29 protein-coding genes and 1 tRNA gene are annotated in these 25,844 nt (G+C 52.5%); 17 read left to right on the top strand and 13 right to left on the bottom strand.

The features are described from left to right. Positions 1-6: 6 nt before the first annotated feature. From fliJ to rcsA, 10 genes are all read left to right on the top strand, one after another. Entirely contained in the window at positions 7-450 is a 444-nt protein-coding gene (gene fliJ, locus MUA00_RS10260; RefSeq protein ID WP_271123002.1) for a flagellar export protein FliJ, read from the top strand. Then, positions 447-1,688: a flagellar hook-length control protein FliK gene (locus MUA00_RS10255; protein WP_271123003.1), complete on the top strand. Its 1,242-nt coding sequence runs from the start codon at positions 447-449 to the stop codon at positions 1,686-1,688. The genes fliJ and MUA00_RS10255 overlap by 4 nt, the downstream gene beginning before the upstream one ends. Positions 1,689-1,813: 125 nt before the next feature. Further along, positions 1,814-2,281: a flagellar basal body-associated protein FliL gene (gene fliL / locus MUA00_RS10250; protein ID WP_271123004.1), complete on the top strand. Its 468-nt coding sequence runs from the start codon at positions 1,814-1,816 to the stop codon at positions 2,279-2,281. 3 nt (positions 2,282-2,284) lie between these two features. Further along, positions 2,285-3,289, top strand: a complete 1,005-nt coding sequence (gene fliM, locus MUA00_RS10245; protein WP_271123005.1) for a flagellar motor switch protein FliM — start codon at positions 2,285-2,287, stop codon at positions 3,287-3,289. Beyond that, the gene (fliN, locus tag MUA00_RS10240) at positions 3,286-3,696 is read left to right on the top strand and encodes a flagellar motor switch protein FliN (RefSeq protein ID WP_271123006.1); all 411 of its coding nucleotides are present in this window, start codon (positions 3,286-3,288) and stop codon (positions 3,694-3,696) included. Before fliM ends, fliN begins: the two co-directional genes overlap by 4 nt. A 2-nt stretch (positions 3,697-3,698) precedes the next feature. Beyond that, entirely contained in the window at positions 3,699-4,076 is a 378-nt protein-coding gene (gene fliO, locus MUA00_RS10235) for a flagellar biosynthetic protein FliO (RefSeq protein ID WP_271123007.1), read from the top strand. Further along, on the top strand, positions 4,076-4,825 hold the full coding sequence (gene fliP, locus MUA00_RS10230; RefSeq protein ID WP_271123008.1) for a flagellar type III secretion system pore protein FliP: 750 nt from the start codon (positions 4,076-4,078) through the stop codon (positions 4,823-4,825). The genes fliO and fliP overlap by 1 nt, the downstream gene beginning before the upstream one ends. Positions 4,826-4,834: 9 nt before the next feature. Further along, entirely contained in the window at positions 4,835-5,104 is a 270-nt protein-coding gene (gene fliQ / locus MUA00_RS10225; protein WP_271123009.1) for a flagellar biosynthesis protein FliQ, read from the top strand. Continuing rightward, positions 5,101-5,886, top strand: coding sequence for a flagellar biosynthetic protein FliR (gene fliR, locus MUA00_RS10220; RefSeq protein ID WP_271123010.1), 786 nt, complete (start codon positions 5,101-5,103; stop codon positions 5,884-5,886). The genes fliQ and fliR overlap by 4 nt, the downstream gene beginning before the upstream one ends. 372 nt (positions 5,887-6,258) lie before the next feature. Beyond that, positions 6,259-6,882 carry a transcriptional regulator RcsA gene (gene rcsA, locus MUA00_RS10215; protein ID WP_271123011.1) on the top strand — a complete coding sequence of 208 codons (624 nt, stop codon included), beginning with the start codon at positions 6,259-6,261 and terminating at the stop codon, positions 6,880-6,882. A gap of 122 nt (positions 6,883-7,004) precedes the next feature. Here rcsA and dsrB read toward each other — a convergent pair whose 3' ends face one another. Next, entirely contained in the window at positions 7,005-7,196 is a 192-nt protein-coding gene (gene dsrB / locus MUA00_RS10210) for a protein DsrB (protein ID WP_271123012.1), read from the bottom strand. A 132-nt stretch (positions 7,197-7,328) separates the two neighbouring features. Between dsrB and yodD the strand changes: the two genes are divergently transcribed. The 3 genes from yodD to MUA00_RS10195 all read left to right on the top strand — a co-directional run bounded on the left by yodD (position 7,329) and on the right by MUA00_RS10195 (position 9,323). Beyond that, entirely contained in the window at positions 7,329-7,556 is a 228-nt protein-coding gene (gene yodD / locus MUA00_RS10205) for a YodD family peroxide/acid resistance protein (RefSeq protein ID WP_271123013.1), read from the top strand. Between the two features lie 278 nt (positions 7,557-7,834). Beyond that, complete coding sequence (locus MUA00_RS10200) at positions 7,835-8,650, top strand: mannosyl-3-phosphoglycerate phosphatase-related protein (RefSeq protein ID WP_271123014.1); 816 nt, start codon at positions 7,835-7,837, stop codon at positions 8,648-8,650. Positions 8,651-8,933: 283 nt separating this feature from the next. After that, positions 8,934-9,323, top strand: coding sequence for a helix-turn-helix domain-containing protein (locus MUA00_RS10195; RefSeq protein ID WP_271123015.1), 390 nt, complete (start codon positions 8,934-8,936; stop codon positions 9,321-9,323). Positions 9,324-9,356: 33 nt separating this feature from the next. Here MUA00_RS10195 and MUA00_RS10190 read toward each other — a convergent pair whose 3' ends face one another. Continuing rightward, positions 9,357-9,536: a YodC family protein gene (locus MUA00_RS10190; protein ID WP_271123016.1), complete on the bottom strand. Its 180-nt coding sequence runs from the start codon at positions 9,534-9,536 to the stop codon at positions 9,357-9,359. Positions 9,537-9,628: 92 nt separating this feature from the next. After that, on the bottom strand, positions 9,629-10,543 hold the full coding sequence (locus MUA00_RS10185; RefSeq protein WP_271123017.1) for a DUF808 domain-containing protein: 915 nt from the start codon (positions 10,541-10,543) through the stop codon (positions 9,629-9,631). 171 nt (positions 10,544-10,714) lie between these two features. Here MUA00_RS10185 and yedA point away from each other — a divergent pair, with 171 nt between their 5' ends. Continuing rightward, positions 10,715-11,632, top strand: coding sequence for a drug/metabolite exporter YedA (gene yedA, locus MUA00_RS10180; RefSeq protein WP_271123018.1), 918 nt, complete (start codon positions 10,715-10,717; stop codon positions 11,630-11,632). Here the strand turns inward: yedA and MUA00_RS10175 are convergent, their stop codons facing one another. From MUA00_RS10175 to drpB, 4 genes are all read right to left on the bottom strand, one after another. Continuing rightward, positions 11,633-12,133 carry a very short patch repair endonuclease gene (locus MUA00_RS10175; protein WP_271123019.1) on the bottom strand — a complete coding sequence of 167 codons (501 nt, stop codon included), beginning with the start codon at positions 12,131-12,133 and terminating at the stop codon, positions 11,633-11,635. An 11-nt stretch (positions 12,134-12,144) separates the two neighbouring features. After that, positions 12,145-13,554: a DNA cytosine methyltransferase gene (locus MUA00_RS10170; protein ID WP_271123020.1), complete on the bottom strand. Its 1,410-nt coding sequence runs from the start codon at positions 13,552-13,554 to the stop codon at positions 12,145-12,147. A gap of 89 nt (positions 13,555-13,643) precedes the next feature. Further along, complete coding sequence (locus MUA00_RS10165) at positions 13,644-14,339, bottom strand: phosphohydrolase (RefSeq protein ID WP_271123021.1); 696 nt, start codon at positions 14,337-14,339, stop codon at positions 13,644-13,646. Positions 14,340-14,428: 89 nt separating this feature from the next. Beyond that, positions 14,429-14,695 (bottom strand): cell division protein DrpB, encoded by a 267-nt coding sequence (gene drpB, locus MUA00_RS10160; protein ID WP_271123022.1) that lies wholly within the window; start codon positions 14,693-14,695, stop codon positions 14,429-14,431. A 401-nt stretch (positions 14,696-15,096) separates the two neighbouring features. Here drpB and mtfA point away from each other — a divergent pair, with 401 nt between their 5' ends. Then, positions 15,097-15,894, top strand: a complete 798-nt coding sequence (gene mtfA, locus MUA00_RS10155; protein ID WP_271123023.1) for a DgsA anti-repressor MtfA — start codon at positions 15,097-15,099, stop codon at positions 15,892-15,894. Between the two features lie 100 nt (positions 15,895-15,994). Then, a tRNA-Asn gene (locus MUA00_RS10150) sits at positions 15,995-16,070 on the top strand. A 109-nt stretch (positions 16,071-16,179) separates the two neighbouring features. Here MUA00_RS10150 and MUA00_RS10145 read toward each other — a convergent pair. The 6 genes from MUA00_RS10145 to MUA00_RS10120 all read right to left on the bottom strand — a co-directional run bounded on the left by MUA00_RS10145 (position 16,180) and on the right by MUA00_RS10120 (position 23,071). After that, positions 16,180-16,602: an RbsD/FucU family protein gene (locus MUA00_RS10145; RefSeq protein ID WP_271123024.1), complete on the bottom strand. Its 423-nt coding sequence runs from the start codon at positions 16,600-16,602 to the stop codon at positions 16,180-16,182. Positions 16,603-16,671: 69 nt separating this feature from the next. Then, a complete protein-coding gene (locus MUA00_RS10140) occupies positions 16,672-17,436 on the bottom strand; it encodes an SDR family NAD(P)-dependent oxidoreductase (RefSeq protein ID WP_271123025.1) in 765 nt (254 codons plus the stop codon). Positions 17,437-17,593: 157 nt separating this feature from the next. Continuing rightward, entirely contained in the window at positions 17,594-18,652 is a 1,059-nt protein-coding gene (locus MUA00_RS10135; protein WP_271123026.1) for a LacI family DNA-binding transcriptional regulator, read from the bottom strand. 73 nt (positions 18,653-18,725) lie between these two features. Continuing rightward, the gene (locus tag MUA00_RS10130) at positions 18,726-20,585 is read right to left on the bottom strand and encodes a TRAP transporter large permease (RefSeq protein WP_271123027.1); all 1,860 of its coding nucleotides are present in this window, start codon (positions 20,583-20,585) and stop codon (positions 18,726-18,728) included. Between the two features lie 84 nt (positions 20,586-20,669). Further along, positions 20,670-21,698: a TRAP transporter substrate-binding protein gene (locus tag MUA00_RS10125; protein WP_271123028.1), complete on the bottom strand. Its 1,029-nt coding sequence runs from the start codon at positions 21,696-21,698 to the stop codon at positions 20,670-20,672. A gap of 278 nt (positions 21,699-21,976) precedes the next feature. Then, on the bottom strand, positions 21,977-23,071 hold the full coding sequence (locus MUA00_RS10120; protein ID WP_271123029.1) for a YncE family protein: 1,095 nt from the start codon (positions 23,069-23,071) through the stop codon (positions 21,977-21,979). Positions 23,072-23,531: 460 nt separating this feature from the next. Between MUA00_RS10120 and fhuE the strand changes: the two genes are divergently transcribed. Beyond that, the gene (gene fhuE, locus MUA00_RS10115; RefSeq protein WP_271123030.1) at positions 23,532-25,748 is read left to right on the top strand and encodes a ferric-rhodotorulic acid/ferric-coprogen receptor FhuE; all 2,217 of its coding nucleotides are present in this window, start codon (positions 23,532-23,534) and stop codon (positions 25,746-25,748) included. The last annotated feature ends 96 nt before the right edge of the window (positions 25,749-25,844 follow it).

Genomic DNA, 25,844 nt, shown 5'->3' with positions numbered 1-25,844 from the left:
GTAACCATGAGCCAAAGCACAGCACTGGACACTTTGCACGATCTCGCCGAGAAAGAGGTGGAAAACGCGGCGGTACGTTTGGGTGAAATGCGTAAAGGATTTCAACAGGCGGAAGAGCAGCTCAACATGCTGATTAACTATCAGTTTGAGTACAGCACTAACCTGAACGACAGCATGAGCCAGGGCATTGCGAGCACGCGCTGGCAAAACTATCAGCAGTTTATCCAGACGCTCGAAAAAGCCATAGATCAGCACCGCCAGCAGCTCAACGCCTGGACCAACAAAGTCAATCAGGCGCTGAATTTCTGGCAGGAGAAGCAGAAAAGGTTACAGGCCTGGCAAACCCTGCGCGAGCGCAAAGCCGCCGAGACGTTGCTTGCTGAAAACCGACTCGATCAGAAACAGATGGATGAATACGCCCAGCGGGCGACACTGAGGAAAGGCGAATGATCACATTGCCCCTGGTAAACACCACTTCCGATATCGATAGCGGCCTGAGCGCCGCCGCATCCGGCGTGGGCGAAAAAGGACTGAGTGACGATTTTCTGAATTTGTTCAGCAAGGCGTTACCGGGCCAGGTCACGCTTGCGGACGGCAAAACGCTTTCGCTCAGCGCCGCGCTGAACAAAGTCGCAGGCAAGAATATCAGCGCGCAGGACGAAGCGGCTGGCAAAACACCTCTCGCAGCCCTGCTCAACGAGCTGAATCTGGACAAGCCGGAAGCGCTTTCGGCCCTGCTGGCAAACGTGGGTAAAGCCACAGAACAGGATAAGACGGCGCAAACAGACACGGGAAAAGAGGCCGCGCACGATCTGAGTAGCGCAGATATGCAGGCGCTAAGCGCGCTCTTCGCCATGCTGCCGCAGCCCAATACCGCAACGCCTGCTGCAACATTGACCACGGCGACCAGCCCGGAGACTGACGAAACCGCATCTTTGAGCGCACTGCTGACGGGCAGCGGCATGCAGCAAAAAACCACGCAGGGCCGCGCCGATGACCGCCTGAACGCTGCGGGCAAAACCCAGCCGGCCGACACAACCTTTGCCGCGAAATCCGTTGGGCAGGCAGCCGGTCAGACTCAACTGGCGGCTAATGACAATGCGTTGCCGGTCGTCGCCGTTGATAAAGACAGCCGCGATAACGCTATCAGCAATAACACTACGCCGACGCTTAGCATGCCGACCATCAGCAGCGCAACGGTCAGCACGCCGGTAAGCACGCATATCGCAACGCCGGTTGCGCCGCAGATCAGCGCCCAACTGGGAAGCCAGGAATGGCAACAGGCGGTAAGCCAGCACGTGACCTTGTTCACCCGCCAGGGTCAGCAAAGCGCTGAGCTGCGCCTGCATCCGGAAGACTTAGGTCAAATCCAGATAAGCCTCAAGCTTGACGATAATCAGGCCCAACTGCAGATGACCTCTCCGCACAGCCACGTGCGCGCCGCGCTGGAAGCGACGCTGCCCGCGTTACGCACGGCCCTTGCGGAAAGCGGGATTCAGCTCGGCCAGAGCAATATCAGCAGCGAAAGTTTTGCTCAGCAACAGCAGCAGTCCGGCCAGCAGCAACAGCAATCACAACGCTCCGCGGGCGCCTTCCCTTCTCTGGGCGGCGAGGCTGAATCTCTCGCCGTTCCTGCAAGCGTGCAGCGTCTTGCCTCGGGTAATAACGCCGTGGACATTTTCGCCTGATAATTGCAACAAGGTGTAAACGGCAGAGGTAACAACAAATATCCCGTGTTTTCCAGGCTTTGATGGCCGGGCGACACGGGATAATCGCACCATAAAGCAGTACCGATACAGGAATAAAGCGTGATATGACTGACTTCGCTCAGACCAAAGGCCGCAAGCGCTCCATCTGGATGCCGTTACTGGTCCTGATTACACTCGCCGCGTGCGCTACCGCCGGTTATAGCTACTGGCGGATGCAGCAGCAACCGGCCACAGCTCAAGCTGACAAACCAGAGCCGCCGCCCGCCCCGGTCTTTTTTGCGCTTGATACCTTTACCGTTAATCTCGGCGATGCGGATCGCGTGCTGTATGTCGGCGTGACGCTGCGCCTGAAGGACGATGCGACTCGCCAGCGCCTGAGCGAGTTCCTGCCGGAAGTACGCAGCCGTTTGCTGCTGCTGTTTTCCCGCCAGGATGCCACAGCCCTTGCCACCGATGAAGGCAAGCAGAAACTGGTAGAAGCGATTAAAAATACGCTGGCGCCGCCGTTGGTTGCCGGTCAACCCCAACAGGTAGTCAGCGACGTGCTGTATACCGCCTTTATTTTGCGGTAGATCATGGGCGACAGTATTCTTTCACAGGCCGAAATCGACGCGCTGTTAAACGGCGACGCCGATAGCAGCGAAGAGCCGAAAGCCGGGGCGGCGAGTGAAACCGACATTCGTCCCTACGATCCTAATACCCAGCGCCGCGTGGTGCGTGAACGCCTGCAGGCGCTGGAAATTATTAACGAACGTTTTGCTCGTCAGTTCCGTATGGGGCTGTTTAACCTGCTGCGTCGTAGCCCGGATATCACCGTCGGCGCGATCCGTATTCAGCCCTATCATGAGTTTGCGCGTAACCTTCCGGTGCCGACCAACCTCAACCTGATGCACCTTAAACCGCTGCGCGGCACCGGCCTGTTCGTCTTTTCGCCAAGCCTTGTGTTTATTGCGGTAGATAACCTGTTTGGCGGCGACGGCCGTTTCCCGACGAAAGTTGAAGGCCGTGAGTTTACCCACACTGAGCAGCGCGTGATTAACCGCATGCTTAAACTGGCGCTGGAAGGCTACAGCGATGCATGGAAAGCCATTTATCCGCTTGATGTGGAATATGTGCGTTCCGAAATGCAGGTCAAATTCACCAATATCACGACGTCGCCTAACGACATCGTCGTGAATACGCCGTTCCACGTGGAAATCGGCAACCTGACCGGCGAATTTAATATTTGCCTGCCGTTCAGCATGATTGAGCCGCTGCGCGAGCTGCTGGTGAACCCGCCGCTGGAAAACTCCCGTCAGGAAGACCAAAGCTGGCGCGATACTCTGGTGCGCCAGGTGCAACATTCTGAGCTGGAACTGGTGGCGAACTTCGCCGATATCCCGCTCAGGCTTTCACAAATACTAAAACTAAAACCTGGCGACGTGCTGCCTGTCGACAAGCCGGATCGCATTCTCGCGCATGTCGACGGTGTACCGGTGCTGACCAGTCAATACGGCACGCTAAACGGCCAGTACGCCTTGCGCGTCGAACACTTGATCAACCCGATACTGAATTCGCTGAATGAGGAACAGCCCAAATGAGTGATACTAATCAACCGTCCGACGACAATGCAGGCTCCGTGGACGATCTGTGGGCTGATGCGTTAAACGAACAGAAAGTCTCCAGCAAAAGCACCGCAGACAGCGTGTTCCGCGCGCTGGAAAGCGGCGATGTGGCAGGTTCAATGCAGGATATTGACCTGATTATGGATATCCCGGTCAAACTGACCGTGGAGCTGGGCCGTACCCGCATGACCATCAAAGAGCTGCTGCGCCTGTCGCAGGGGTCCGTGGTGGCGCTCGAAGGCCTGGCCGGCGAGCCGCTGGACATCCTGATCAATGGTTATCTGATTGCACAGGGTGAAGTCGTGGTCGTGGCCGATAAATACGGCGTGCGTATCACCGATATCATTACGCCGTCGGAACGTATGCGTCGCCTGAGCCGTTAAGCATGAAAACCCAGACCACCGTCCAGCAACAACCTGCCGTCAATTCCAGCTCGCCTTTAGTTCAGGTGAGCGGAGCATTAACGGTCATCATTTTGTTTATTTTGCTGGCGGCCTGGCTTGCTAAACGGTTCGGCCTGACCGGCAGAACCGGCGCCGCAAAAGGGCTTAAGATCAGCGCCGGTTGCAGCCTTGGCCCGCGCGAACGCGTCGTGGTTGTGGATGTGGAAGACGCCCGCCTCGTGCTGGGCGTTACCGCCACGCAAATCACCCATTTACATACTCTTCCACCCGCGCCGGCAAGCGTTGATCCCAAACCTGTCGAGCCGGTGGATTTCCAGAGCCTGATGAAAAATTTGCTTAAACGTAACGGGAAAGCCTGATGAAACGTTTTCTCTCCTTCTCGTTAATGGGTTTTCTGGTCAGCCTGCTGTTTGTTACGCCGCAGGCGCTGGCGCAGCTACCGGGCCTGGTAAGCCAGCCGATGCCAAACGGCGGCCAGAGCTGGTCGCTGCCGGTTCAGACGCTGGTGTTTATCACCTCGCTGACTTTCCTGCCTGCTATTTTGCTGATGATGACAAGCTTCACGCGCATCATTATTGTGTTCGGCCTGCTGCGAAACGCGCTCGGCACGCCTTCCGCTCCGCCGAATCAGGTACTGCTGGGCTTAGCGTTATTTCTGACCTTCTTTATTATGTCGCCGGTGTTCGACAAGATTTATACCGACGCTTATCAGCCGTTCAGTGAAAACAAAATTGAGATGCCGGAAGCGATTGAAAAAGGCGCTCAGCCGCTGCGCGAGTTTATGCTGCGGCAAACGCGCGAGGCGGATCTGGCCCTTTTTGCCCGTCTGGCTAATACGCCTGCGATGGAAGGCCCGGAAGTAGTGCCGATGCGCATTCTGCTGCCGGCGTATGTGACCAGCGAGCTGAAAACGGCCTTCCAGATTGGCTTCACCGTATTTATTCCCTTCCTGATTATCGACCTGGTTGTCGCAAGCATACTGATGGCGCTGGGAATGATGATGGTACCGCCTGCAACCATTGCCCTGCCCTTTAAGCTCATGCTCTTCGTACTGGTTGACGGCTGGCAACTGCTGGTCGGCTCGCTTGCGCAAAGCTTCTACAGTTAAGGTAAAAAGATGACGCCTGAATCGGTCATGATGATGGGCACCGAGGCGATGAAAGTTGCCCTGGCGCTCGCGGCACCGCTGTTGCTGGTAGCACTGGTGACCGGCCTGATTATCTCTATGCTGCAGGCGGCGACGCAGATTAACGAGATGACCTTATCGTTCATTCCAAAAATCCTTGCCGTCTTTGTGACAATGATTGCGGCCGGCCCGTGGATGCTCAATCTGCTGCTTGATTATATGCGCACGCTGCTTACCAATTTGCCGACGATAATTGGATGATTCACGTTGATAGCGACCAGTGGCTGAATTTGCTGAGCATGGGCTTCTGGCCCTTGCTGCGCATCCTGGCGCTTATCAGTACCGCTCCTATTCTCAGCGAGCGGGCTATTTCGAAAAAGGTAAAAATTGGCCTTGCGCTGATGATCACCTGGATTGTCGCCCCTTCGCTTCCCATGAGCAACGTGACGATTTTCTCCGCGGCTGGCTTCTGGCTTGCGGCGCAGCAAATCTTAATCGGCATCATGCTGGGCTTCACCATGCAGTTTGCTTTTGCCGCGATTCGTACCGCAGGCGAGATTATCGGCCTGCAAATGGGCCTTTCTTTCGCTACCTTCTTCGACCCCGGAAGCCGCCTGAATATGCCGGTGCTGGCGCGCTTTATGGACATGCTGGCCATGCTGCTGTTCCTGACTTTTAACGGACATTTGTGGTTGATTTCGATGCTGGTCGATACCTTCCATACGCTGCCGATTGGCGGCGATCCTATTAACAGCAATGTGTTTATGGCGCTAACCCGCGCAGGCGGGCTGATTTTCCTTAATGGTCTGATGCTTGCGCTGCCGTTAATTACGCTTCTGCTGACGCTTAATATCGCGCTGGGTTTGTTAAACCGTATGGCGCCGCAGCTTTCCGTATTTGTGATTGGTTTTCCGGTCACCCTTTCGATTGGCATGTTGGTTATGGCCGCATTGATGCCGCTTATCGCGCCTTTCGCTGAACATTTATTTAGTGAAATATTTGATTTACTGGCGGATATAGTGAGTGAAATACCGGCTAATTAACCCTGTTCTTTGCGCAGTCTCTCTGAGGTTATTCCTAAAAAGTTTTTCTAATAACATCCACCAGGATATATCCGCTGCGGGATATTAGATTTTACTTATCTCACAGTTCACAATATTTACTTTACTTTGAGAACATTCCTGGCAAATTATACATAACTTTACGGGATAGTAATCCCGCCTGAAAATACTTCCATAACGTCATTTAACTGCAACTCAAGCCAATGGCTGGAAAGCATTTTCCCTGCCATTTTACTTGAATGGGAGGAAATGTGCGGAAGTGCTGGCAGGGGGAGTTTCGTAATGGGGGACGCTCGACAGAGTGGCCAAAGGATATCGAAGCTGTTCGGATGATACACTTAGTGAGGGTTTGCTATGTCAACGATTATTATGGACTTATGCAGTTATACCCGACTGGGGTTGACCGGCTATCTGGCTAGCCGCGGGATAAGAAAACGACAAATTACCGATGTTGAAAGCGTAGAAGAACTGGCCCAGGCATGTCAGACCCAGGCACCCAGCGTGGTGTTTATTAATGAAGACTGCTTTATTCACGACCCGCAAAGCAGTCAGCGCATTAAACAGATCATTAATCAGCATCCCGGCACGCTGTTTCTGGTTTTCATGGCCATAGCGAATATTCATTTCGATGAGTATTTGCTGGTAAGAAATAATCTTCTTATCAGTTCTAAATCCATTAAACCTGAATCGCTAGACGAAATTCTCGAAGAGTATTTAGCAAAAAATGCGCAATGCATTGGACATATTAATCTACCCACCCTTTCATTGAGTCGCACCGAATCGAGCATGCTGAAAATGTGGATGTCGGGACAAGGTACCATTCAGATATCCGATCAAATGAACATCAAGGCCAAAACCGTGTCGTCTCATAAAGGAAATATTAAGCGGAAAATAAAAACGCATAATAAGCAGGTGATATATCATGTGGTGCGCCTCACCGATAATGTCACTAACGGTATTTTTGTTAATCTGCGTTAATTTTTAGCTTACTTCTGCCCTACAACTAACAATAATTTCAGAAATCAAAGACGCCCTCGGTGTTCTCCAGCAGTAGCGGAGAAGGCCGGGATGAGGGCGAAAACCTGGCCTTAAGTCATCCTTTAGCGTTCAAGCTGCTCAACAAAAATCCCGTCAGGATGCCCCGTCTCGTTAAAGAACCAGATCCCCAGCGGGTAATCCTCAAGCGAGACCAGATACATGGTGCCCTCGCTGAACTCCTCCACGGCCAACACTACGCCAGGTCGGCGAGGGCCGCCGTCGGTCTTTACGGTAACACGATCGTTGATATTCATAACAAAAGCCTCCAGATTCTTTGTGCCCAGTGTAGATCAAAAAGGACTCATTCGCATTGCGCTCAGCCCCTTTGGGAAGCATTTAGTTAAGCCGTCTATACTTAAGATTGTTGTCCTGCAGGAGGATAAGGCATGAAGAGCGCAAAAGAGTTCAGCGAAACGGCGCATCGCGACGTCGACGTCGATGCCCTGCTGGCGGCGATCAACGAAATCAGTGAAAGTGAAGTAAGGCGTGCAGATAGCGAGGAAGATCCGCACCGGGTCAGCGTCGATGGGCGGACATGGCATACCTATACTGAGCTTGCGGAAGCGTTTGAACTGGATATTCACGATTTCAGCGTCAGTGAAGTGAACAGATAAAAAAGCATCCCGGCCGGGGAGCCGGGATGTAAAAGCATTATTCATGCAAGAAGCATTTGAAATTCGCTACATCAGGAAATCTGATGTCGCAGTCCACCTTACTGCAAAATTTTTGTAAGACAAGGATAGATTTTTGAAATGAATATTTACCACACAACATATTCACCACACTTTTTCTTCATAATTCCCCGGCGTCGCTAGCTTTCCGGAAACGATCCCGATTTAGCGAAGAGATCGCTCCGGTATTTATTTGAGATTAATCCTAACGAGGGTCCCCGATGCCATATCTGCACGACTCGCTCCTTATCGTCTCCGATCTTGACGGCACCCTGCTGGATCATAATACCTACCGCTGGGAAGCCGCAAGCGGCTGGCTGGGGGTGTTTAAGCAACGCCATATCCCCCTGGTCCTGTGCAGCAGCAAAAGCGCCGCTGAGATAATGGAATGGCAAAAAGAGCTGGGCATCCCCGGGCAGCCGTTTATTGCTGAAAATGGCGCGGTGGTGCAACTTGATGAACGCTGGTCCAGTAGCGATTATTTTCCCCGGCGCATAGCCGGCATTCGTCACGATGAGCTAATGAATTGGCTAAACGATCTCCGCAGCCAATATGGGTTTAAATTCACCTGCTTTGCGGATGTGGATGAAAACACGCTGAGCGGATGGACGGGACTAACGCATAAACAGGCGACGCTTGCGCGTTTTAGAGAAGCGTCGGAATCCTTTATCTGGCGGGATACCCCGGAGATGTTCAACGCTTTTGCGGAACGGATAGCCGACCTGGGTCTGATGCTGGTTCAGGGCGGGCGCTTCTGGCACATCATGCATGCACAAAGCGATAAGGGCCAGGCGCTGCGCTGGCTTTATGAGCAATACCGGCAAAACGACGGAAAAACCTATATCACGATAGGCCTGGGCGACGGCCCGAACGACGCCCAGCTACTGGATAACGTTGATTACGCCGTGGTGGTAAAAGGCTACAGCCGTAAGCCCGTGATTTTACGCAACGATAATCCTGAGCGCGTCTATCACAGCCTTAGCTATGGGCCGGAAGGCTGGAAAGAAGGGCTGGATCATTTTATTCCTGCTGAGTAGCCCCGCCTTAATTGCCCGCGCAAACCTGTTTTTGTGGAGAAAATAAAGACAATGATAAAGCAGAAGTTAACCACCCTCTGAGGTCTTTTGAAGCGGTTAATGACACGCTGCATCGCATTTCCCGTCACTCACAACGCTCCCTGGCGACAACTTAATTTGATCGCTGATTTTTCCACAAATGCCCTGATATTTTATCCCCGGACACAAGGCGGGTATTATGCATAAATTCACAGGCCAGCACCCAGGATGGTCATAAGGGTAATTTTAAATCGAGGATTTCGCCATGACGGTACTGAATTCGCACCAGGCGTTAGTCATTTCACTGTGCGAATGGATAGAGGATCATTTGGGTTGCGGCATCGCGTTGCCTGAACTGGCGTTAATCTCCGGGTTTTCAGTGTGGTATATGCAAAGCGTTTTTCGTGCAACCACGGGGATTGCGATCGGTCGGTATATCCGCGAGCGGAAGCTCACTGAGGCGGTATATCGGCTGCGTGAAACAGATCTTCGCGTGCTGGATATAGCCGTTGAGTTTGGCTTTAACTCCCAGTCGCAGTTCACGACGCTGTTTAAGAAGTATTACGGCATAACGCCGCAGGCCTGCCGTCAGAATCCGCACTTAAAGCTTCGTCTTACCCCACCGCTTCTCCTTGCAGCCGCAAACGTGGCATAAAAAATACCCGGTGATCACCGGGTATTTCTGCGTTTATCCTTGCTGCTGCGCCCTCGTAGCCGTGGGTGCCAGGTCATCCTCGCGGAAGGCCTCGCGTTTCACGCCATAACCGTCATACCAACGACACTCCACCATGCCACTGGAAAACCCGGTAACAATCATCCTTGGGCCACCATTCTTAGGCTGGACTTCATCGCTGACCACATAGACCATAACTGCCTCCTGTATCAGGGGTGAAAACTTTTACAGTTATAGTCAAAAAGCAGCATTTTTGCCCAGTCAGAAGCGCAAATTTATGCAAACGGTTAATGCGAAGCTTTGCCGCGCAGGTGGTTTATGCCGTTTACAACCAGTAAAACTATCGCGCCGACGATAAAACCAAGCACCAGATTAACCAGCGTCGGCGCGAGCAGATGAATTACCCCGCCCGCTTTTTCGGCCCAATGTTCAATCGCGTGGTGTAAAGCAGGAATGCCGTGAACCAGAATTCCGCCGCCGACAAGGAACATCGCCAGCGTGCCGACAATCGACAGGAACTTCATCAGCCACGGGGCCAGCGCAAGCAGCGCTTTACCGATGCCCTGCGCCAGTTGCGAACGCTTTTCCGCAAGCCAGTAGCCCAGGTCATCAAGCTTGACTATCATCCCAACCAGCCCGTATACCCCCACCGTCACCAGAATCGCAATGCCGGATAACACCAGCACCTGATTTAGCAACGGCGCATCGGCTACGATGCCGAGCGTAATGGCGACAATTTCAGCCGAGAGAATAAAGTCGGTGCGTATAGCGCCTTTAACCTTATCTTTTTCATAAACCATCGGGTCCTGTGCGGCCACAGCATCAAGCCGCGCTTTTTTTTCTTCAGGCGTCTCCTTGTGTTTACGAGCCTGAAAGCTGTGAACGACTTTCTCTACGCCCTCGAAACACAGGAACGCACCGCCAATCATTAATAACGGCGTTATTGCCCAGGGCGCAAAAGCGCTGATCACCAGCGCAAGGGGCACCAGAATAAGTTTATTGAGAAAGGAGCCCTTCGCAACCCCCCACACCACCGGCAGTTCGCGGTTGGCGCGGACCCCAGAAACCTGTTGAGCATTGAGCGATAAATCATCACCTAATACGCCAGCGGTTTTCTTCGCCGCAAGCTTCCCCATCATTGAGATATCGTCCAGCAGCGTGGCGATATCATCAAGAAGCGTTAATAAGCTACTTCCAGCCAAAATCATCATCCTTTTTTGTTGGTTTGCTTCTCAGTATGGAGCAAAACTCAGCACACGAAAACAAAGTCATATGTCAACGAAAATTAACAAGATAATAACAAGTAAAATACTCGCCAGGCTGATAGTTTTGACGTTAACTATTAGCTCGTCAAAGCAATGTCGTGAGGGAGTATGCGCGTTCGTTCAGGTCAATTATTACCGCTGATCGCAGCGCTTTTTGCGCTGTATATCATTTGGGGCTCAACCTATTTTGCTATCGCCATTGGGGTCAAAAGCTGGCCACCGTTTATGATGGCTGGCGTGCGTTTTATGAGCGCAGGCGTGCTGCTGCTGAGCGTGTTGTTATTGCGGGGCCATAAGCTGCCGGCAATAAAGCCGATGTTAAATGCCGCGTTGATTGGCGTGCTGCTGCTCGCCGTGGGCAACGGATTTGTCACAGTTGCGGAACATCAGCACGTTCCCTCCGGTATTGCGGCGGTGATGGTGGCTACCGTGCCGCTGTTTACCCTGTGTTTTAGCCGCCTGTTTGGCATCCCGACGCGCAAGCTCGAATGGCTGGGTATAGCCATTGGTTTAGCAGGCATCGTCCTTCTTAACAGCGGCGGAAATCTGAGCGGCAATCCCTGGGGCGCAATTCTTATTCTGATTGGCTCGCTGAGCTGGGCGTTTGGTTCTGTCTATGGCTCACGCATTGAGTTGCCAGACGGCTTAATGGCCGGTGCAATTGAAATGCTCGCCGCAGGCTTTGTACTGCTTTGCGCCGCAGCGCTGACCGGCGAACGTCTGACGACTATGCCAACAACCGCGGGCTTCCTGGCCGTAGGCTATCTGGCGCTGTTCGGATCGATTATCGCCATCAGCGCTTATATGTATCTGATTCGCAACGTCGCCCCTGCGGTGGCAACCAGCTACGCCTACGTTAACCCTGTGGTGGCAGTGCTGCTCGGAACCGGATTCGCTGGAGAAAGCCTTTCGGCCGTCGAATGGCTGGCGCTGGGCGTGATTATTTTCGCCGTTGTTCTGGTGACCCTGGGGAAATATCTGCTGCCCCCAAAGCCGGTAGTGCGAGTGTGTGAAACAGAGGAATAATCAGGATCCGGGTGGCGCCTGCCACCCGTCGTCATCGAGCGCATGAATGCCGAGCGTATCAATCTGGGCATGATGGCCGCCGCTGAAAACCCACTCTTCCAGCCTTTCCGTCAGGGCGTTATCGCTTAGCTTTTTACGTCCTCGCAGCGCGCATTCCCAGACCAGCAGCACGCGCCAGCCTTCACCCAGCAAACGCCGAATATCACGTTTATCGCGCTCAACGTTTTTGCCTATTTTCTCAAGCCAGAATTCCGTGCGCGTGGCGGGCACTTTAAACAGATAACAGTTGTGATGATGCCAGAAACAGCCGTGGGTAAAGATAATGCAGCGGTGGCTATCAATAATAAAATCGGGGCGACCGGCAAGCTGCTCATCCTGTACGCGAAAATCAAATCCGCATTCGATAAGCAATCCTGCCAGACGTTTTTCGATGGCCGTGTCGCGTGTGGCAATGGCGCGCATATTTTTGCTGCGCACTGCTTTGCTGTGAACATCAGCCATTTCTCCTCCGTTTAGCGTTTTTTCACGGCCTGTTTGATTTTATCTTCCAGCAGTTTCGCCACGGCGGCAAAGGCAGGAACCACAACCGAGTTACCGAACTGGCGGTAAGCCTGGGTATCCGAAACCGGAATACGGAAAGCTTTTCCCTGCGGCGCTTCAAAGCCCATCAGCCGCGCACATTCACGCGGCGTTAAACGACGCGGGCGACGGACCTGATTTTCCGCATCGTTAAAATCCTGTTCGCCAAGCGCTTTGTCCCATCCCCGGTCAATAAGAATTTCGGCGCCGTCTTTGTAATAGCGCGCCGAAAGCGTTCTTGCCACGCTCGCCGGATTGGTGGGGTCTACCAGGCCATAGCCAAACCCGTTGCCTTTTGCCTGATGCTTTTTAGCGTAATTGTAGAGATATTTCCAAAGCGTAGGCGTGAGGATGTATTTCGCATCCACCGTCGGCTCAAGAAGCTCGCCAAAGGTTGGGCGGCGCGGCGGGTATAAAGCATCCAGCGCACGCAGCGTGAAATCCTGATGCAGGTTGAGATCGCGGCGAAAACCCACCAGCACAATGCGTTCACGGTGCTGCGGTAAAAAGTGCTTCCCGTCGATAATTTTAGGGTCGTTCGCGCCTGTAACGGCCGCATCGGCGACTTCATAACCCAGGCTGTCGAGCGTTTCCATAATGATACGGAAGGTGTTGCCCTTATCGTGGCTTTTGAGGTTCTTGACGTTTTCCAGCACAAAAATCGCCGGACGTTTGGCATCAATAATGCGGGCAACGTCGAAAAACAGCGTGCCCTGCGTTTCGCAGGCAAAACCGTGGGCGCGGCCCAGCGCATTCTTTTTAGATACGCCGGCAAGGGAAAACGGCTGGCACGGGAATCCCGCCAGCAAAACGTCGTGATCCGGCAGCGTCGCCCGGATATGCGCCGCGGCTTCCTCGTCGCTAAGATCGGTACGGTCGCTTTGGGTAATATCGCGTATATCTTCGTTGAACTGATGCTGCCCGGGGTCGCAGTACCAGTTGGCTTTGTAGGTCCTCACCGCGTGTTTATTCCACTCGCTGGTAAACACGCACTGCCCGCCAATAGCTTCAAATCCGCTGCGGATACCGCCGATACCGGCAAACAGGTCGATAAAACGAAACGCGTATTTCCCGTGATGCTTCGGCGGAGAAGGCAGCATGCTTTGCAGCATCGTGACTTCTACAGACGTTAAGGCGCGCGGGACAGACTTACGGTTATACCAGCGATTAAGTGATTCGCGCGTCCAGTCGCCGCTGACCTGGCGCAGGCGGTGCGCGACGGTTTTCTGATCGTAAATCTCAAGGATTCGGCTGACCAAAGCATGGTCTTCTTCCTGCTGATGCTGTTGCTGGCGTAAAGCCTGTTCTGAGAGTTGTTCTGCAATCGCGTCAAGGTCGTTCATCAAGAGCCTTCAAAGGGAAAATAAAGTGCAACTCTATCACTGATTTGACCCAGAAAGAATGAAAAGGCCCGCGCGGAGCGGGCAGGCGGTTAACGCAGCGGGGAGAATCGCTCAATCACATCGTTGTCGAGTTGATGATATTCGCCTTTCAATTCGGCACACAGCTTCGCCATGTAATGCACAAGAAAATCAGCGTTATGGCGCGCAAGCCTCCTGCCCGCTTCGGTTTGCATCGTCTCTGGCAGTTTCAGCAGCTTTTTCTGGAAGTGATCGAGCGCATAAGTGGCGTCGTCCAGCTCGCGCTGGCCTGCGAGCGGATCTTCGCTGTCAAACAACGGCCGCCCCAGCGCGCCGGAGGTGTAAAACACGCGAGCAAGCCCAATGGCGCCTAACGATTCAAGCCTGTCGGCGTCCTGAACAATTTTTGCTTCCAGCGTTTGCGGTTCCACGCCCGCGCTAAAACTATGGGCGTGAACGGCATGGGCCACGGCATCATACATTTCATGAGGAAAGTCAGGAAAATGAGCGTCGAGGATACGTAATGTTTCAAGCGCGGCCTGCGTTGAGGCCAGGTGCCGCTCCGGGTGGTTTTTAGGCAAATTTACGATGTCATGAAAATAACAGGCGGTAAGCACCACTAAACGATCGGCTTCCGTACCTTCCATAATTCGCTGCGCGGTTTTCCAGACGCGATGGAAATGCGCTACATCGTGGGCCTTATCATCCTGCAGCCAGTTGCCGTGCAGGTACTGCTCAAAACGCGCTTGCCAGTGGGCTATCGGCATACGTACTCCTCGTTTCGTTGCTAAACCCTGTACCTAATATGAGTACAGGATCACAAAATTAGCAAGAGACCGGCAGTTTGTCAGAACCTTTATTCCCGGTGAAAATCACTACGCGGGCGCGTATACCAGGCGACCCAGCCAAGCACGGCGGCCACCGAACCGAGCACGAGCAGCCCCATCAACGCCCCCAGCAATTTTCCACCTAACGAGCCCATTTCGCCGCCCGTCACGCTGCTGACAACCCAAAAATACCGCGCCATTGCCCAGACGATATACAAACAAAAGCCATAAAACAGCCACAGCGCTATTTTTCCACCCGGCGTACGGGTTGGTTTCGCATCCTTAACGTTCGACATAGCCATCTCAATTTAAAAACAGGGGAATGACGGTAGAACCACCGCTCTCAATGTGATTTTTATCACATTTTTATTGCAAATCAACAGGCGAAAACCTCATTTTATAATCTGAGTAAATCTTTTAGCGCCAGGCGATTAATTATTAATCACTGATAAAACAACAGCTTTAAGCTTAATGACTTACTCACAAGGCATGAACAAGGAACAGCGACGCGCCAAAACATATAAAATCTCAATGAGTTTGGGTAAAAAGCAGGCATAGTAAATAATTGTGCGGGCTCAGCTCACTTGTGACCCCTGTCGTTGAAGTGATTTTCATTAAGTGCTTGAATATTCGCTTCGAGAGGAAACTCCCCGTTATTTTCATTTCTGTTCAAACGATGACTTTGCGAGCAAGAAACATGATTAGGTGGCCCTGGAAAGTAAGTGATTCATCCACTGTCTCAGCTTTGCCGTGGGAGCAGGCTTTCGCTATTCCCGTACTGGCAGCGCTCACCCCTGTCGAACAACAAAAGCTTATCCGCCTTGCCGATCGTTTTTTACAGCAAAAACGCCTGGTTCCGCTGCAGGGTTTCGAGCTGGACGAGTTGAAAAGCGCCCGTATCGCGCTGCTGTTCTGTCTTCCTGTGATGGAGCTTGGCCTGGAATGGCTGGATGGCTTTCATGAAATACTCCTCTACCCTGCCCCTTTTGTGGTGGATGATGAATGGCAGGACGACATTGGCCTGGTGCATAACCAGCGCATGGTTCAGTCCGGGCAAAGCTGGCAGCAAGGGCCTATCGTGCTGAACTGGCTGGACGTTCAGGACTCCTTCGACGCCTCGGGCTTCAATCTGATTATTCATGAAGTCGCCCATAAGCTGGATATGCGCAATGGCGACCGCGCAAGCGGCGTGCCGCTGATTGCGCTGCGCGATGTTGCAGCCTGGGAGCACGATCTTCACGCCGCGATGAATAATATTCAGGACGAAATCGATCTGGTAGGGGAAAACGCCGCCAGCATTGACGCTTACGCCGCCACCGAACCGGCAGAATGTTTCGCGGTGCTTTCGGAGTATTTTTTCAGCGCGCCAGAGCTGTTTGCGCCGCGCTTCCCGTCACTTTATCAACGCTTTCGCATGTTCTATGGCCAGGACCCGCTACAACGCCTGCGCAGAAGCGAAAACCCCCATGAGCCTGACGGTAAAACGGTGCATTAATTCAACAAGTTGATTTTAATTTGCTCATTTGAATCAACGCGTTATTTTATCCATTGACTCTTTTTAAGCGCGAGGCTACTATTCGCCTCGTTCACACGATTCCTCTGTAGTTCAGTCGGTAGAACGGCGGACTGTTAATCCGTATGTCACTGGTTCGAGTCCAGTCAGAGGAGCCAAATTTGAGAAGCCCGCTTAAGGAAACTTAAGCGGGCTTCTTGCATGGTTTTTGCCTGGAAGTAACTGAACGAATAGTATGTACAGCGCCGACAGGGATCGGGACCTGCGTTAATCAACGCTGACCACACCAACCGTAAGCAGGATATTGGCATATCGCCGGGTTTCCCCGGTGGCAATCACCAGCAAAGTATCTGATGATTTCGCCTGCGTATAAAAATCCTCTCGGCTTAGTCGGGAAAAAGCCGTATCGGACGGCAGAATACGCTGATACTCCTGCTCAATCGTATTGTTAAAATCGGCTGGTGACGACATTAATGCCGCCTCTTCGACATTAATATAGCTGAGTAATTTCTGAAGAATAAAAGGACTTTCTATCATACCCGGTGCAAAATTCAGATAGACAACGGTTGCTCCCGGCGATGAGTTAGTAACAAATGAATAGTTGCTGTCGGCGATTAAAATTTTGGCTTTATGGCCGCATTTGGCCAGGGTACTTAATAATTGCGGATGAAGGATTGCAGATTTAATCATATCAACTCCATTAGAATTTACTTTGCCCTTGTTAGCCGATGAAAAAATCAAGGGCGTATTCCTTATTGACTACATCCGATAAACGCCGCCATTAATATCAATTGTGGCGCCTGAAATAAAGCCATCATATTCCGATGCCAGGAATTTAATTAACCGCGCAACGTCTTCCGCATTACCCGCTCTGCCCAACGGGATTGATCGCACCGTCTCGTCGGCGGAAACCTTCGTAGTATGCACATTATGGAACTTAGTGCCCAGAATCAATCCCGGCGCAACAGCATTAACCCGAATGCCGTACTGGCCAAGCTCAGCGGCCAGGGAACGCGTCCAGGTCAGGATAGCCCCTTTGGTGGTGGAATAGACCAGCGAGCCGGAATGTCCACCGGCGCGACCAGCCAGCGAAGCGAGATTGATAATGCTGGCACCTTCGCGGGCCTGTTTCAGATACGGTAGCGCGCTTTGTGTGACGTTAAACATGGTCGTCATGTTAACGTCAATAACCGTCTGCCAGAACTGCCGATCGATTTCACCAAGCCATTTTCTGCCCACCAGCCCGCCGGCATTATTTACCAGGATGTCGATCCCTCCCAGAAACTCTGCGGCGGCAACCGTACACTTTTCGGCCTCTTCATTATCGGTGAGATCGGCCTGTCCATATGCCGCTTTTTGTCCCAGCGAGACGGCCAGGGCAGCCAGCTCTTTCGCCCCGGAATCATCGCTGAAATAATGCATATAAATATCGCAGCCTGCTTCAATCAGCGCTTTTGCCGTTGCATTGCCAATTCCCTGCCCTGCGGCTGTAATAAACACACGTTTCCCGGAAAGATTGCCCATACTTAACCTCACGAAGTATTTTACGTTTATAACGAAATCGTTAGCTGAATGATGACGAATATTATCCGTCCTGCATTCAGGCAACAGAAACCTCTGTCCATTGTCTGGTTATTAAAACCTGCGCTTTTCGGCAATATTCTTCCGCCGTTAATAATATTTACCGAATATGCTGTTTCTCGCCTTCGATAACGGATTGGCGGCTGATTAACTTCGGCGCAAAAAGAAACGCCTCAGGTGCCAGGGACGGATTTTCAATACGCATAAGTAAACGTTTCATCATCATATTGACCATCTCCGTTAACGGCGGAATAACCGAACTCATCGGCGGCTGAACTAAATCCGCCAACGGAATATTATCGATACCGATAACCGAAATATCCTCTGGTATACGTATCCTGGCATCGCGTAGCCCTGCCATTAAACCAATCCCCAACGCATCATTGATGGCCACGATGCCATCCGGCACCGGACATGCCTGCAAAATCTTTGCCGCCAGCGCCCGGCCCAGCTCCGTCATTTCCGCATCGCCGTAAGCGAACTTTGCGGTTCCCTCAATGACACGCGCGCTTTGCTGAAGGCCATGCTCCTTCGCGGCGACAAAAAAACCTTCAATCTTATGCGAGCGGCTTATCGTCAACGAACTTTCCGTCACAAACACCAGCTGACGGCACCCGCGCTGGATTAAATGTTCCGTTGCCAGACGGCCAGCCTCGACGTTATCCATTGAGACGCTATCAAACGGCGGATTGCCGTTCAACGTATCACGGGACATCAGGCTATCGTAGTTGACCATCACGAGACCCTGACGGGCAGCCTCGACAAAATGGGGACGGTCCATCGCGGTGGCGACTACAATCACCCCCTTCACGCCATGCGCAAACATATCTTCCAGGAAGGCGCGTTCTTCATCTGCCTGACGGTATGTGTTTCCTAATAACACACGATACTGGCTGGCTTTTGCAGCCCGATCGATTTCCCGCGTCAACATCGCAAAACTGGGGTTAACAATAGAGGGCACCAGCAGGCCAATCATTCTGGTCTGGCCGGTTTTAAGCTGCTGAGCAATGCGGTTCGGCTGATAATTAAGTTCAAGCATAGCCTGGCGAATACGCGCAAGTGTCTCAGGACGCATCTGGTCAGTTCGATTGTTCAGTACGTTAGAAACGCTGCTGACTGAAACCTCCGCGTGGTTAGCGACATCCCGAATATTAGCCATATGCTCCTCATTCTCCATTATTTGTATGCTGGCAGATCAAACGCCGCCCATCCTGACAATCACCGACCGGGCATTAATAACCCGCCAGACCCGGCAACCATGTGGATATCGTAGGGATCAGGGCGATCAATATGATTCCGAACAAGGAAACCAACAGATACTTTACCATCGGGCGAATCACATTTTTCATTTCAACGCCGCAGATAGCGCAGGTTGTATACAATCCAAGCCCAATCGGCGGCGAAAATAAACCAAATCCCATCGCCAGAATCATCACGATACCGAAATGCAAAGGATTAAAGCCCAACTGTACCGCAATCGGCACCAGGATGGGGGCAAAGATAATCAATGCTGGCGCACCTTCCAGTACCGCACCGAATACAATCAGAATGACGATAGTCAATAAAAGAAATATCCAGCTTCCCTGCGACTGGCCGATGCTGACCAGCAGTTCAGCAATCTGCTGCGGGATCATCTGGATGGTCAGCACATAAGAAAGGCTTGTCGCACAGGCAACGATAAACAACAGCACGCCAGACATTGCAGCAATATCGATGAACATTTTCACAGTGGTTCGCAAGGTCAGTTCGCGAAATGCCAGCCGGCCAACCACAACTGCATATACCACGGCAAATGCGGAGATTTCCGTTGAAGTCGCGATCCCCATCATCACGCCGCGGCCAATCATGAAAATCATCGCCAACCCCACCAGCGCGCCTAACCAGAGCTGTAGCCGTGGACGCATCTGTGGATAGGCGTCTTTGATGTTGATCTTGCCGCCGAAACGATTAGCCGCAATCAGCATCAGTACCAGCAGACAGGCGGCAGGTATCAGCCCGGCGATAAACAGCGCGCCAATTGATATATTTGCCACAAACCCCAGCACAATCAGATTGACACAGGGCGGAATGGTTTCTGACACTACCGCTGAAGCGGCGAAAACCGCGGCTGCCTCGTTACTGTCCTCTTTAGCCCGGCGCACGGCAGGCATCAGCACGCCACCGACCGCAGCAATATCCGCCAACTTCGAACCGGAGATTCCCGAAAAGAACGCCATTGACAGCACGGTGGTCATATTCAGGCCGCCGCGAAAGCGCCCCATGCCGCGCACCACCAGCTCAACCAGGCGCGTCGACATGCCATTGTGCTCCATTGCTGCTCCCGCCAGCAGGAAAAACGGGATTGCCAACAGAACAAAATGATCCACCCCGGCCACCACCTGCTGTGAGAAGAACACAAATGGCAAAGTAGGATCGCAGATAAAAAATACCATCGCCGACATACCCAGCGTAAAGGCAATCGGCACGCCGGCAATAATCCCCAGCAGGAAACAGATAAACATTAATCCGGCAGCCGCAGTAGCCGGATCGGCCATCAGCGACAGTTTCAGCCAGCCCAGCACAACCAGCAGCGCAATGCCGGCACCGCTTAGCAGCACCACTTTCATGCGCTCCTTCAGCGCATGCTCCAGCGCCCCCAGCATCATCACCACCGAACCGATAAGCACCGGCGCGATCGAGATGATCATCGGCAGACCCGTTTCCGTAGTCTGGTAACGCGACACCTGTAACAGGCTGTAGCTGGACATGGTCAGGCCAACGGCAACAAGGAACAGCACCCAGCGGCTGGCATGGACAACGTATGGACGGACAGACCCAGGAATAAAGCGCAGGAACAGATCCACGCCAATATGTCCGCCGCGCCCGGTTGAAGTCGCGACGCCAAAGAACACCAGCGCAATCATCATTGCGCGCGCCGCTTCTTCAGCCCATTCAAGCGGAGAATGCAGCACATAGCGCCAGATGACGGAAGCGGAAACAACCAGAACGTTAACCAGCAAAACGAGACCGCCTGCCCAGGCGGTCAGCGTCGTCAGCAATTTATTCAGCCGGGAAAGGTAATCCAGCAACCCGGCCTGTTGTTTAATCAACATAGATCTTTCTGCCATTTTCAACCTCGTTATCGCTTTCCCGTCCATCGATTCTTAAATTGCCGCTGGCAATAAAGGAATAATCCGTCACTCATTTCCTGCCGCAGTCACGTCAGCAATCACGCTTTTCATCAGCGGATATTTAGCCAGGAAGGCTTCCCAAACCGGCTTAACGTCATTTCGCAGAATATTACGATCGATATCGTGGAAGACCATTCCAAGCGACTCCAGCTGCTTGACCGCCTTTTTTTCAATCAGAGAGGACTGCTGGCGCTCATACTCGGTCGCTTCTTTTGCTGCGGCCAGGAATTCCGGGCGTAGCTTCTCCGGGATTTGCTGGAAGCTATTTTTATTCATGGCGATCATAAGCGGGTTATAGCTATGCTGTGTGAGGCTGGCGTTTTTGGCGATTTCATAAAACTTATTCGCCAGGACGGTAGTTGAGTCATGTTCCAGACCGTCAATTACCCCCATTTGCAGGCTGGAGTAAACCTCTCCGCCGGGCATCGGAATTGCGACAGCCCCCATATGATTAATGGTGGCGATAAAATTCGGCACTGGTAAAACTCGGATCTTCAGGTTTTTCAGATCTTCCGGTTTTTCAACAACTTTTTTGGTATAGACGTTGCGTGCGCCCAGGTTGAAGGGATAGCCGATTACCACCACATTCGCTTTTTTAAGCATCAGGTCGGAAAGGGTTTTGCCCGCCTGACCATCCAGCGCTTTGCCTACCTGATCCCAGTCTTTAAACAAATAGCCTAAATCAAGTACGCCGATCTCTGGCACCATTGTTGACCAGATAGAAGTGCCGGAGATCATCATATTGATAGCACCGATACGTACCTGCTGCGCGGCATCAGCTTCCTTGCCCAGCATGGCATTGGGGAAATAGTTGAGCTTAATTTCGTCTTTCAAAAGCGGATTTTTTGCGATATTCGCCTGCAGGCGCTTAAACCAGATGTAGTGAGCAGAGTTGTCGTCTGCTGTCAGTGATGAATAGACGCGCAGGCTAACAGCCGCCTGCGCCATATTGTTGATACCGCCAGCCGCAAGCAGCATAGAAGCCGTCAGCGTGCCGATAAGGGTTTTACGTAAGCCGGATCGTTGAATATTCATTAAGCCATCCTTATAAATACTTGATTTATAATTTCTTTATGATTTAAAAAACATCTTTTCGAACAAGGACTGGTGCTTTTTTCTTTCTTCTGTAACGTTACACTAAAACGTTACAGAAGAACGTATAGGGGAAAACAGCTTTAGGCAACCCTGCCTGATAACGGGAAGTAAAATATGTGAGCGGGGATAAAAAATGAATGTAAAAGGCGGTGAAATTGAGTTCGCCGTTGCGACTTTATGCGCCCGGCGAGGAAGGCCCGCAGGCCTTCCCTGCGGCTTTACTTCAGCGCAATGCGCGCCACGCTATCCGCTCCTTTAGTCGAACTGTCTTCGTTAAAGGCCTGTTTAAGAGAAACATACAGCGCTTCGCCGTCGGCTGAAACCAGCAGGCTGTTCGGGCTGGTGTCGAACGACCAGCTATTTTTCACCGCATAGCTGGTGGCATCCAGTTGCAGCACTTTTTTCGACTCACGCTGGCTGATGTAGATCTCATTGCGTCTGGCGTTAAACTTGATCCCCAGCGCATCGCCCTCAATACGCTTAATAACTTTGCCGCTGTGTATATCAAATACCAGCGTGGTTTTCGCTTTGGAATCGTCGGTGACGAACAGGCGACCAGTGGCCGGATCTTCCGCCATGTTCAGGAGCAGGTACTCTTTGCCATCGCCCGGCGTCCAGCGCTGCTCAATTTTGTGGCTGCGTGGATTGATGACCAGAATCTCTCCCCCGCCATTAGCGGCATAAATGCGTTCGGTCAGCGGTGAATAGATCAGGCCCGTCACCCATTTCCCGGCGTTTTTAATGGTGGTTTTGACTTTAAACGTTTTGGTATCGATAACGTTAATGAAGCCGGGATCGGCCACACGGCCGACGTACAGCTCGTTGCCGTGCAGCAGCATTTCACGTGCGCCAATCGCATCGCCGTCTTTATCTTTTCCACCGCCCAACGCCAGGCGTTGCAGCACCTTGCCGCTGTGCGCGTCCACTTTGGACACGCTGCCGTCCAGCGAATTGGTGGTATAGAACGTGTCGCCTTTTTCATCAATCGCCATGCCGAAGTTTTTCAGATCGGTATGGGTCTCGCCTTTGGTCGCAAGAGTAGTCGGGTCAAGGCGATACAATATGCCGCCGTTCACCTCTTTAAAGCTCTGGGCGCTGGCAACATACAATGCACTGGCGGCCGAAGAATACGCCAGTTCATACAGCCCATCGCCTAATACACGCAGCGTTACCGCCTGAGCGACCGGCTTTGCCGCAGCGGCAGCTACCGGAGTTTCAGCTTTTTTGGCGGGCGTCTGACAGGCCGTCAGACTCAATGCGGCAACGACCGCTGCCGCAACCGCGGCTTTACGCGAACTGAAAAACGATTTCATTCTGAACTCCATTAGGGAAGAACGGTTTCCGTAAGGCGCAGCCCTATGGAAAGGCCGAATAAAGAATGAGAATCATACTCATTAAAGAAAACTAAGCAAATCAACGCCGACGGCCGTCGGTCAAAGGCGCATCCGTCGGCTGCAGAAAAACTAAATTACTCCGCCGTATCCCCTGTTTTTATCCAACAAAGACGCGAAATAAGTGAAAACGTTAGCAACTAACGGGTCGATATTTCAATCAACTCTTTGATTCATATTATCTTTACAAATACTTACACATTTAAATGAAACCTTTTTCGATTTATTAAAGCAAATGATTATCATTAGCCTTCTCAATTTATACGCTTCTCTATTTTATGTGCCTCGCAATGGCGGATTTTCTCCCGCTATTTCGGCGTCACAACCCATAACAACAGAAGCGACACAACAGCAGCTCACGCTTATTTTGACGGGAAATATTATGTCTTTGAATCGCAGGGAAACTCGCGCCGAAGCGCGCGCCTGTGGCATCCGTAAAATATTTACGGTGTCATTGCTGGCAATGGCGGTACATGCTCTTTTGAACCCGATGCTGGCGCATGCAGCCGAAACCAGTACTGCTACCGCCCCCGGCGATGACCAGCAGGATATGGTGGTGTACGCCAACGATAACGACACGGCGGCAGACGAAAAACAGGACTATCAGGTAAAAACGACGCGTGCCGGCACCAAACTGCTGCTGACGCCACGCGATGTGCCGCAATCGGTAAGCGTAGTGACCCAGCAGCGTATGCAGGATCAGCAGTTGCAAACCGTTACCGATGTGCTGAATAACACCACCGGCATCACCAGCAACCTGGTCGACAGCGAACGTTCAGAGTATTATTCCCGCGGCTTCAAAATCACTAATTTCACCTTTGACGGCATTCCTACTTCGGTTGGCGACGCGTGGAACTACGGCGATGCCGCTTCGGACACGGCAATTTATGAGCGTATCGAAGTGGTACGCGGCGCCACCGGCCTGATGACCGGCGCAGGCAGCCCATCGGCTTCCGTTAACATGGTACGCAAGCATGCGGACAGCAAATCTTTTACCGGCAGCGTAAGCGCCAGCTATGGCAGTTGGGACAAACAACGCTATGTCGCCGATGTTTCTGCTCCGCTGAATGACACCGGCTCGGTACGCGGGCGCGTGGTGACCGGCTATCAGGATGGAGATAGCTGGCTGGACCGCTACCATAAAAGCAAAAAATTTATTTACGGCGTGGTGGATGCGGATATCACCGAGCGCACTACCCTGTCGCTTGGCTACGATTATGAAGACGCCGACACCGGAAACCCTACCTGGGGCGGCCTGCCGGTGTTTTACAGCAATGGTTCACTGACTCATTACGACCGCAGCCTGAACTCCTCCGCCGACTGGGCCAATTACCACACCAACGCGCGCAAAGCGTACGCCGACCTGGTACATAATTTTGATAACGGCTGGAGCTTCCACGTTAATGGCACCCACGCGGAAAACACCTTTAGCGATAAGCTACTGTATGTGATGGATTATCCGGATCAAAGCACAGGTGAAGGCGTGACCGGTTACGGCAGTATGGACCGCGGCAAGCGTGAGCTTACCTCGGTCGATAGCTATGCCAGCGGTCCGTTCAGTTTGCTGGGCCGCCAGCATCAGTTGATGGCTGGTATCAGCTACAACCGCCAGCACAACGCCACCTCCAGCCAGGACGGCATTACCGACCCCGATAACTACAACATCGCCGCAAGCGACATGGGCGCGTTTAACAATAGCTGGAATGGCAATATTGCCGAACCGCAATGGCAGGGCTGGTATACAAACGCGGATGATGTGATTCGCCAGAAATCCGCTTATACCGCCGCGCGTTTCTCGCTGGCCGATCCGCTATCGCTGATTGTCGGGGCTCGTTATACCCAATGGAGCACCAACGGCAGCAGCGGCGATATGGAAAAAAATAACATCACGCCGTACGCGGGCCTGGTGTACGACATTAACGATACCTGGTCGGCCTATGCCAGCTATACCTCAATCTTCCAGCCGCAAACCTATCGCGACAGCGCCGGCAGCTACCTGTCGCCGGTGACCGGAAAAAGCTATGAAACCGGCCTGAAATCCGCCTGGCTTGACGGCCGGCTGACCGCCACCGTCGCGGTGTTCCGTATTGAACAGGACAATGTCGGCACCGAAGAGAATGGCGTTTATGTTAATAACAGCAGCGAGCAGGCCTATTACGCGACCAAGGGCGCGCGGAGTAAAGGAGCGGAGTTTGAGCTCAACGGCGCGCTCACCGACAATCTGCAGTTGACCTTTGGCGCGACACGCTATGTCGCGCGCGATAAAGATGGCCGCTATAACCCGGACCAGCCGCAAACCGACCTCAAGCTGTTTACCCGCTATCAGTTGCCCGGGTTGCCGGATCTGGTCATCGGCGGCGGCATCAACTGGCAGAATCGCGTGTTTGAGGATGTCAGCGCACCGGATGGCAGCACCCAGCGCGTTTATCAGGGCAGCTACCCGCTGGCTAACCTGTTCGCACGCTACCAGGTCACCAGGCAGGTGGCGGTACAGGCAAACGTCAATAATCTCTTTGACCGTACCTACTACACCTATATGAATAACTATGTTTACGGCGAGCCGCGTAATTACTCGGTTAGCATGTCTTATCAATTCTGACGGATAGCCGCCGCGCCCTGAATTAACAGGATACGGCGGCTTTGCTTACGTTCTTTTAAATTGAAGCCCGGTACGCTTTGAGTCGGGGGCCACGCC

This window comes from Dryocola boscaweniae (assembly GCF_025215095.1).
GTDB classification, from domain to species: Bacteria; Pseudomonadota; Gammaproteobacteria; order Enterobacterales; family Enterobacteriaceae; genus Dryocola; species Dryocola boscaweniae.
Note: the sequence above shows the minus strand (reverse complement) of the source record. Positions and strands in the feature narration are given on the sequence as shown.

Excerpts from the sequence above, each read along its gene's own strand:
- MUA00_RS10130 (WP_271123027.1), bottom strand. The coding sequence starts at position 20,585 with ATGTTGATTAAACAACAGGCCGGGTTGCTGGATTACCTTTCCCGGCTG.
- mtfA (WP_271123023.1), top strand. The coding sequence starts at position 15,097 with ATGATTAGGTGGCCCTGGAAAGTAAGTGATTCATCCACTGTCTCAGCT.
- fliL (WP_271123004.1), top strand. The coding sequence starts at position 1,814 with ATGACTGACTTCGCTCAGACCAAAGGCCGCAAGCGCTCCATCTGGATG.
- MUA00_RS10170 (WP_271123020.1), bottom strand. The coding sequence starts at position 13,554 with ATGAACGACCTTGACGCGATTGCAGAACAACTCTCAGAACAGGCTTTA.
- MUA00_RS10165 (WP_271123021.1), bottom strand. The coding sequence starts at position 14,339 with ATGCCGATAGCCCACTGGCAAGCGCGTTTTGAGCAGTACCTGCACGGC.
- rcsA (WP_271123011.1), top strand. The coding sequence starts at position 6,259 with ATGTCAACGATTATTATGGACTTATGCAGTTATACCCGACTGGGGTTG.
- fliN (WP_271123006.1), top strand. The coding sequence starts at position 3,286 with ATGAGTGATACTAATCAACCGTCCGACGACAATGCAGGCTCCGTGGAC.
- fliQ (WP_271123009.1), top strand. The coding sequence starts at position 4,835 with ATGACGCCTGAATCGGTCATGATGATGGGCACCGAGGCGATGAAAGTT.
- fliJ (WP_271123002.1), top strand. The coding sequence starts at position 7 with ATGAGCCAAAGCACAGCACTGGACACTTTGCACGATCTCGCCGAGAAA.
- yedA (WP_271123018.1), top strand. The coding sequence starts at position 10,715 with ATGCGCGTTCGTTCAGGTCAATTATTACCGCTGATCGCAGCGCTTTTT.
- fliR (WP_271123010.1), top strand. The coding sequence starts at position 5,101 with ATGATTCACGTTGATAGCGACCAGTGGCTGAATTTGCTGAGCATGGGC.
- yodD (WP_271123013.1), top strand. The coding sequence starts at position 7,329 with ATGAAGAGCGCAAAAGAGTTCAGCGAAACGGCGCATCGCGACGTCGAC.
- MUA00_RS10190 (WP_271123016.1), bottom strand. The coding sequence starts at position 9,536 with ATGGTCTATGTGGTCAGCGATGAAGTCCAGCCTAAGAATGGTGGCCCA.
- drpB (WP_271123022.1), bottom strand. The coding sequence starts at position 14,695 with ATGTCGAACGTTAAGGATGCGAAACCAACCCGTACGCCGGGTGGAAAA.
- MUA00_RS10120 (WP_271123029.1), bottom strand. The coding sequence starts at position 23,071 with ATGAAATCGTTTTTCAGTTCGCGTAAAGCCGCGGTTGCGGCAGCGGTC.
- MUA00_RS10195 (WP_271123015.1), top strand. The coding sequence starts at position 8,934 with ATGACGGTACTGAATTCGCACCAGGCGTTAGTCATTTCACTGTGCGAA.
- fhuE (WP_271123030.1), top strand. The coding sequence starts at position 23,532 with ATGTCTTTGAATCGCAGGGAAACTCGCGCCGAAGCGCGCGCCTGTGGC.
- fliO (WP_271123007.1), top strand. The coding sequence starts at position 3,699 with ATGAAAACCCAGACCACCGTCCAGCAACAACCTGCCGTCAATTCCAGC.
- MUA00_RS10125 (WP_271123028.1), bottom strand. The coding sequence starts at position 21,698 with ATGAATATTCAACGATCCGGCTTACGTAAAACCCTTATCGGCACGCTG.
- MUA00_RS10255 (WP_271123003.1), top strand. The coding sequence starts at position 447 with ATGATCACATTGCCCCTGGTAAACACCACTTCCGATATCGATAGCGGC.
- fliM (WP_271123005.1), top strand. The coding sequence starts at position 2,285 with ATGGGCGACAGTATTCTTTCACAGGCCGAAATCGACGCGCTGTTAAAC.
- dsrB (WP_271123012.1), bottom strand. The coding sequence starts at position 7,196 with ATGAATATCAACGATCGTGTTACCGTAAAGACCGACGGCGGCCCTCGC.
- MUA00_RS10200 (WP_271123014.1), top strand. The coding sequence starts at position 7,835 with ATGCCATATCTGCACGACTCGCTCCTTATCGTCTCCGATCTTGACGGC.
- MUA00_RS10145 (WP_271123024.1), bottom strand. The coding sequence starts at position 16,602 with ATGATTAAATCTGCAATCCTTCATCCGCAATTATTAAGTACCCTGGCC.
- MUA00_RS10140 (WP_271123025.1), bottom strand. The coding sequence starts at position 17,436 with ATGGGCAATCTTTCCGGGAAACGTGTGTTTATTACAGCCGCAGGGCAG.
- MUA00_RS10175 (WP_271123019.1), bottom strand. The coding sequence starts at position 12,133 with ATGGCTGATGTTCACAGCAAAGCAGTGCGCAGCAAAAATATGCGCGCC.
- fliP (WP_271123008.1), top strand. The coding sequence starts at position 4,076 with ATGAAACGTTTTCTCTCCTTCTCGTTAATGGGTTTTCTGGTCAGCCTG.
- MUA00_RS10135 (WP_271123026.1), bottom strand. The coding sequence starts at position 18,652 with ATGGCTAATATTCGGGATGTCGCTAACCACGCGGAGGTTTCAGTCAGC.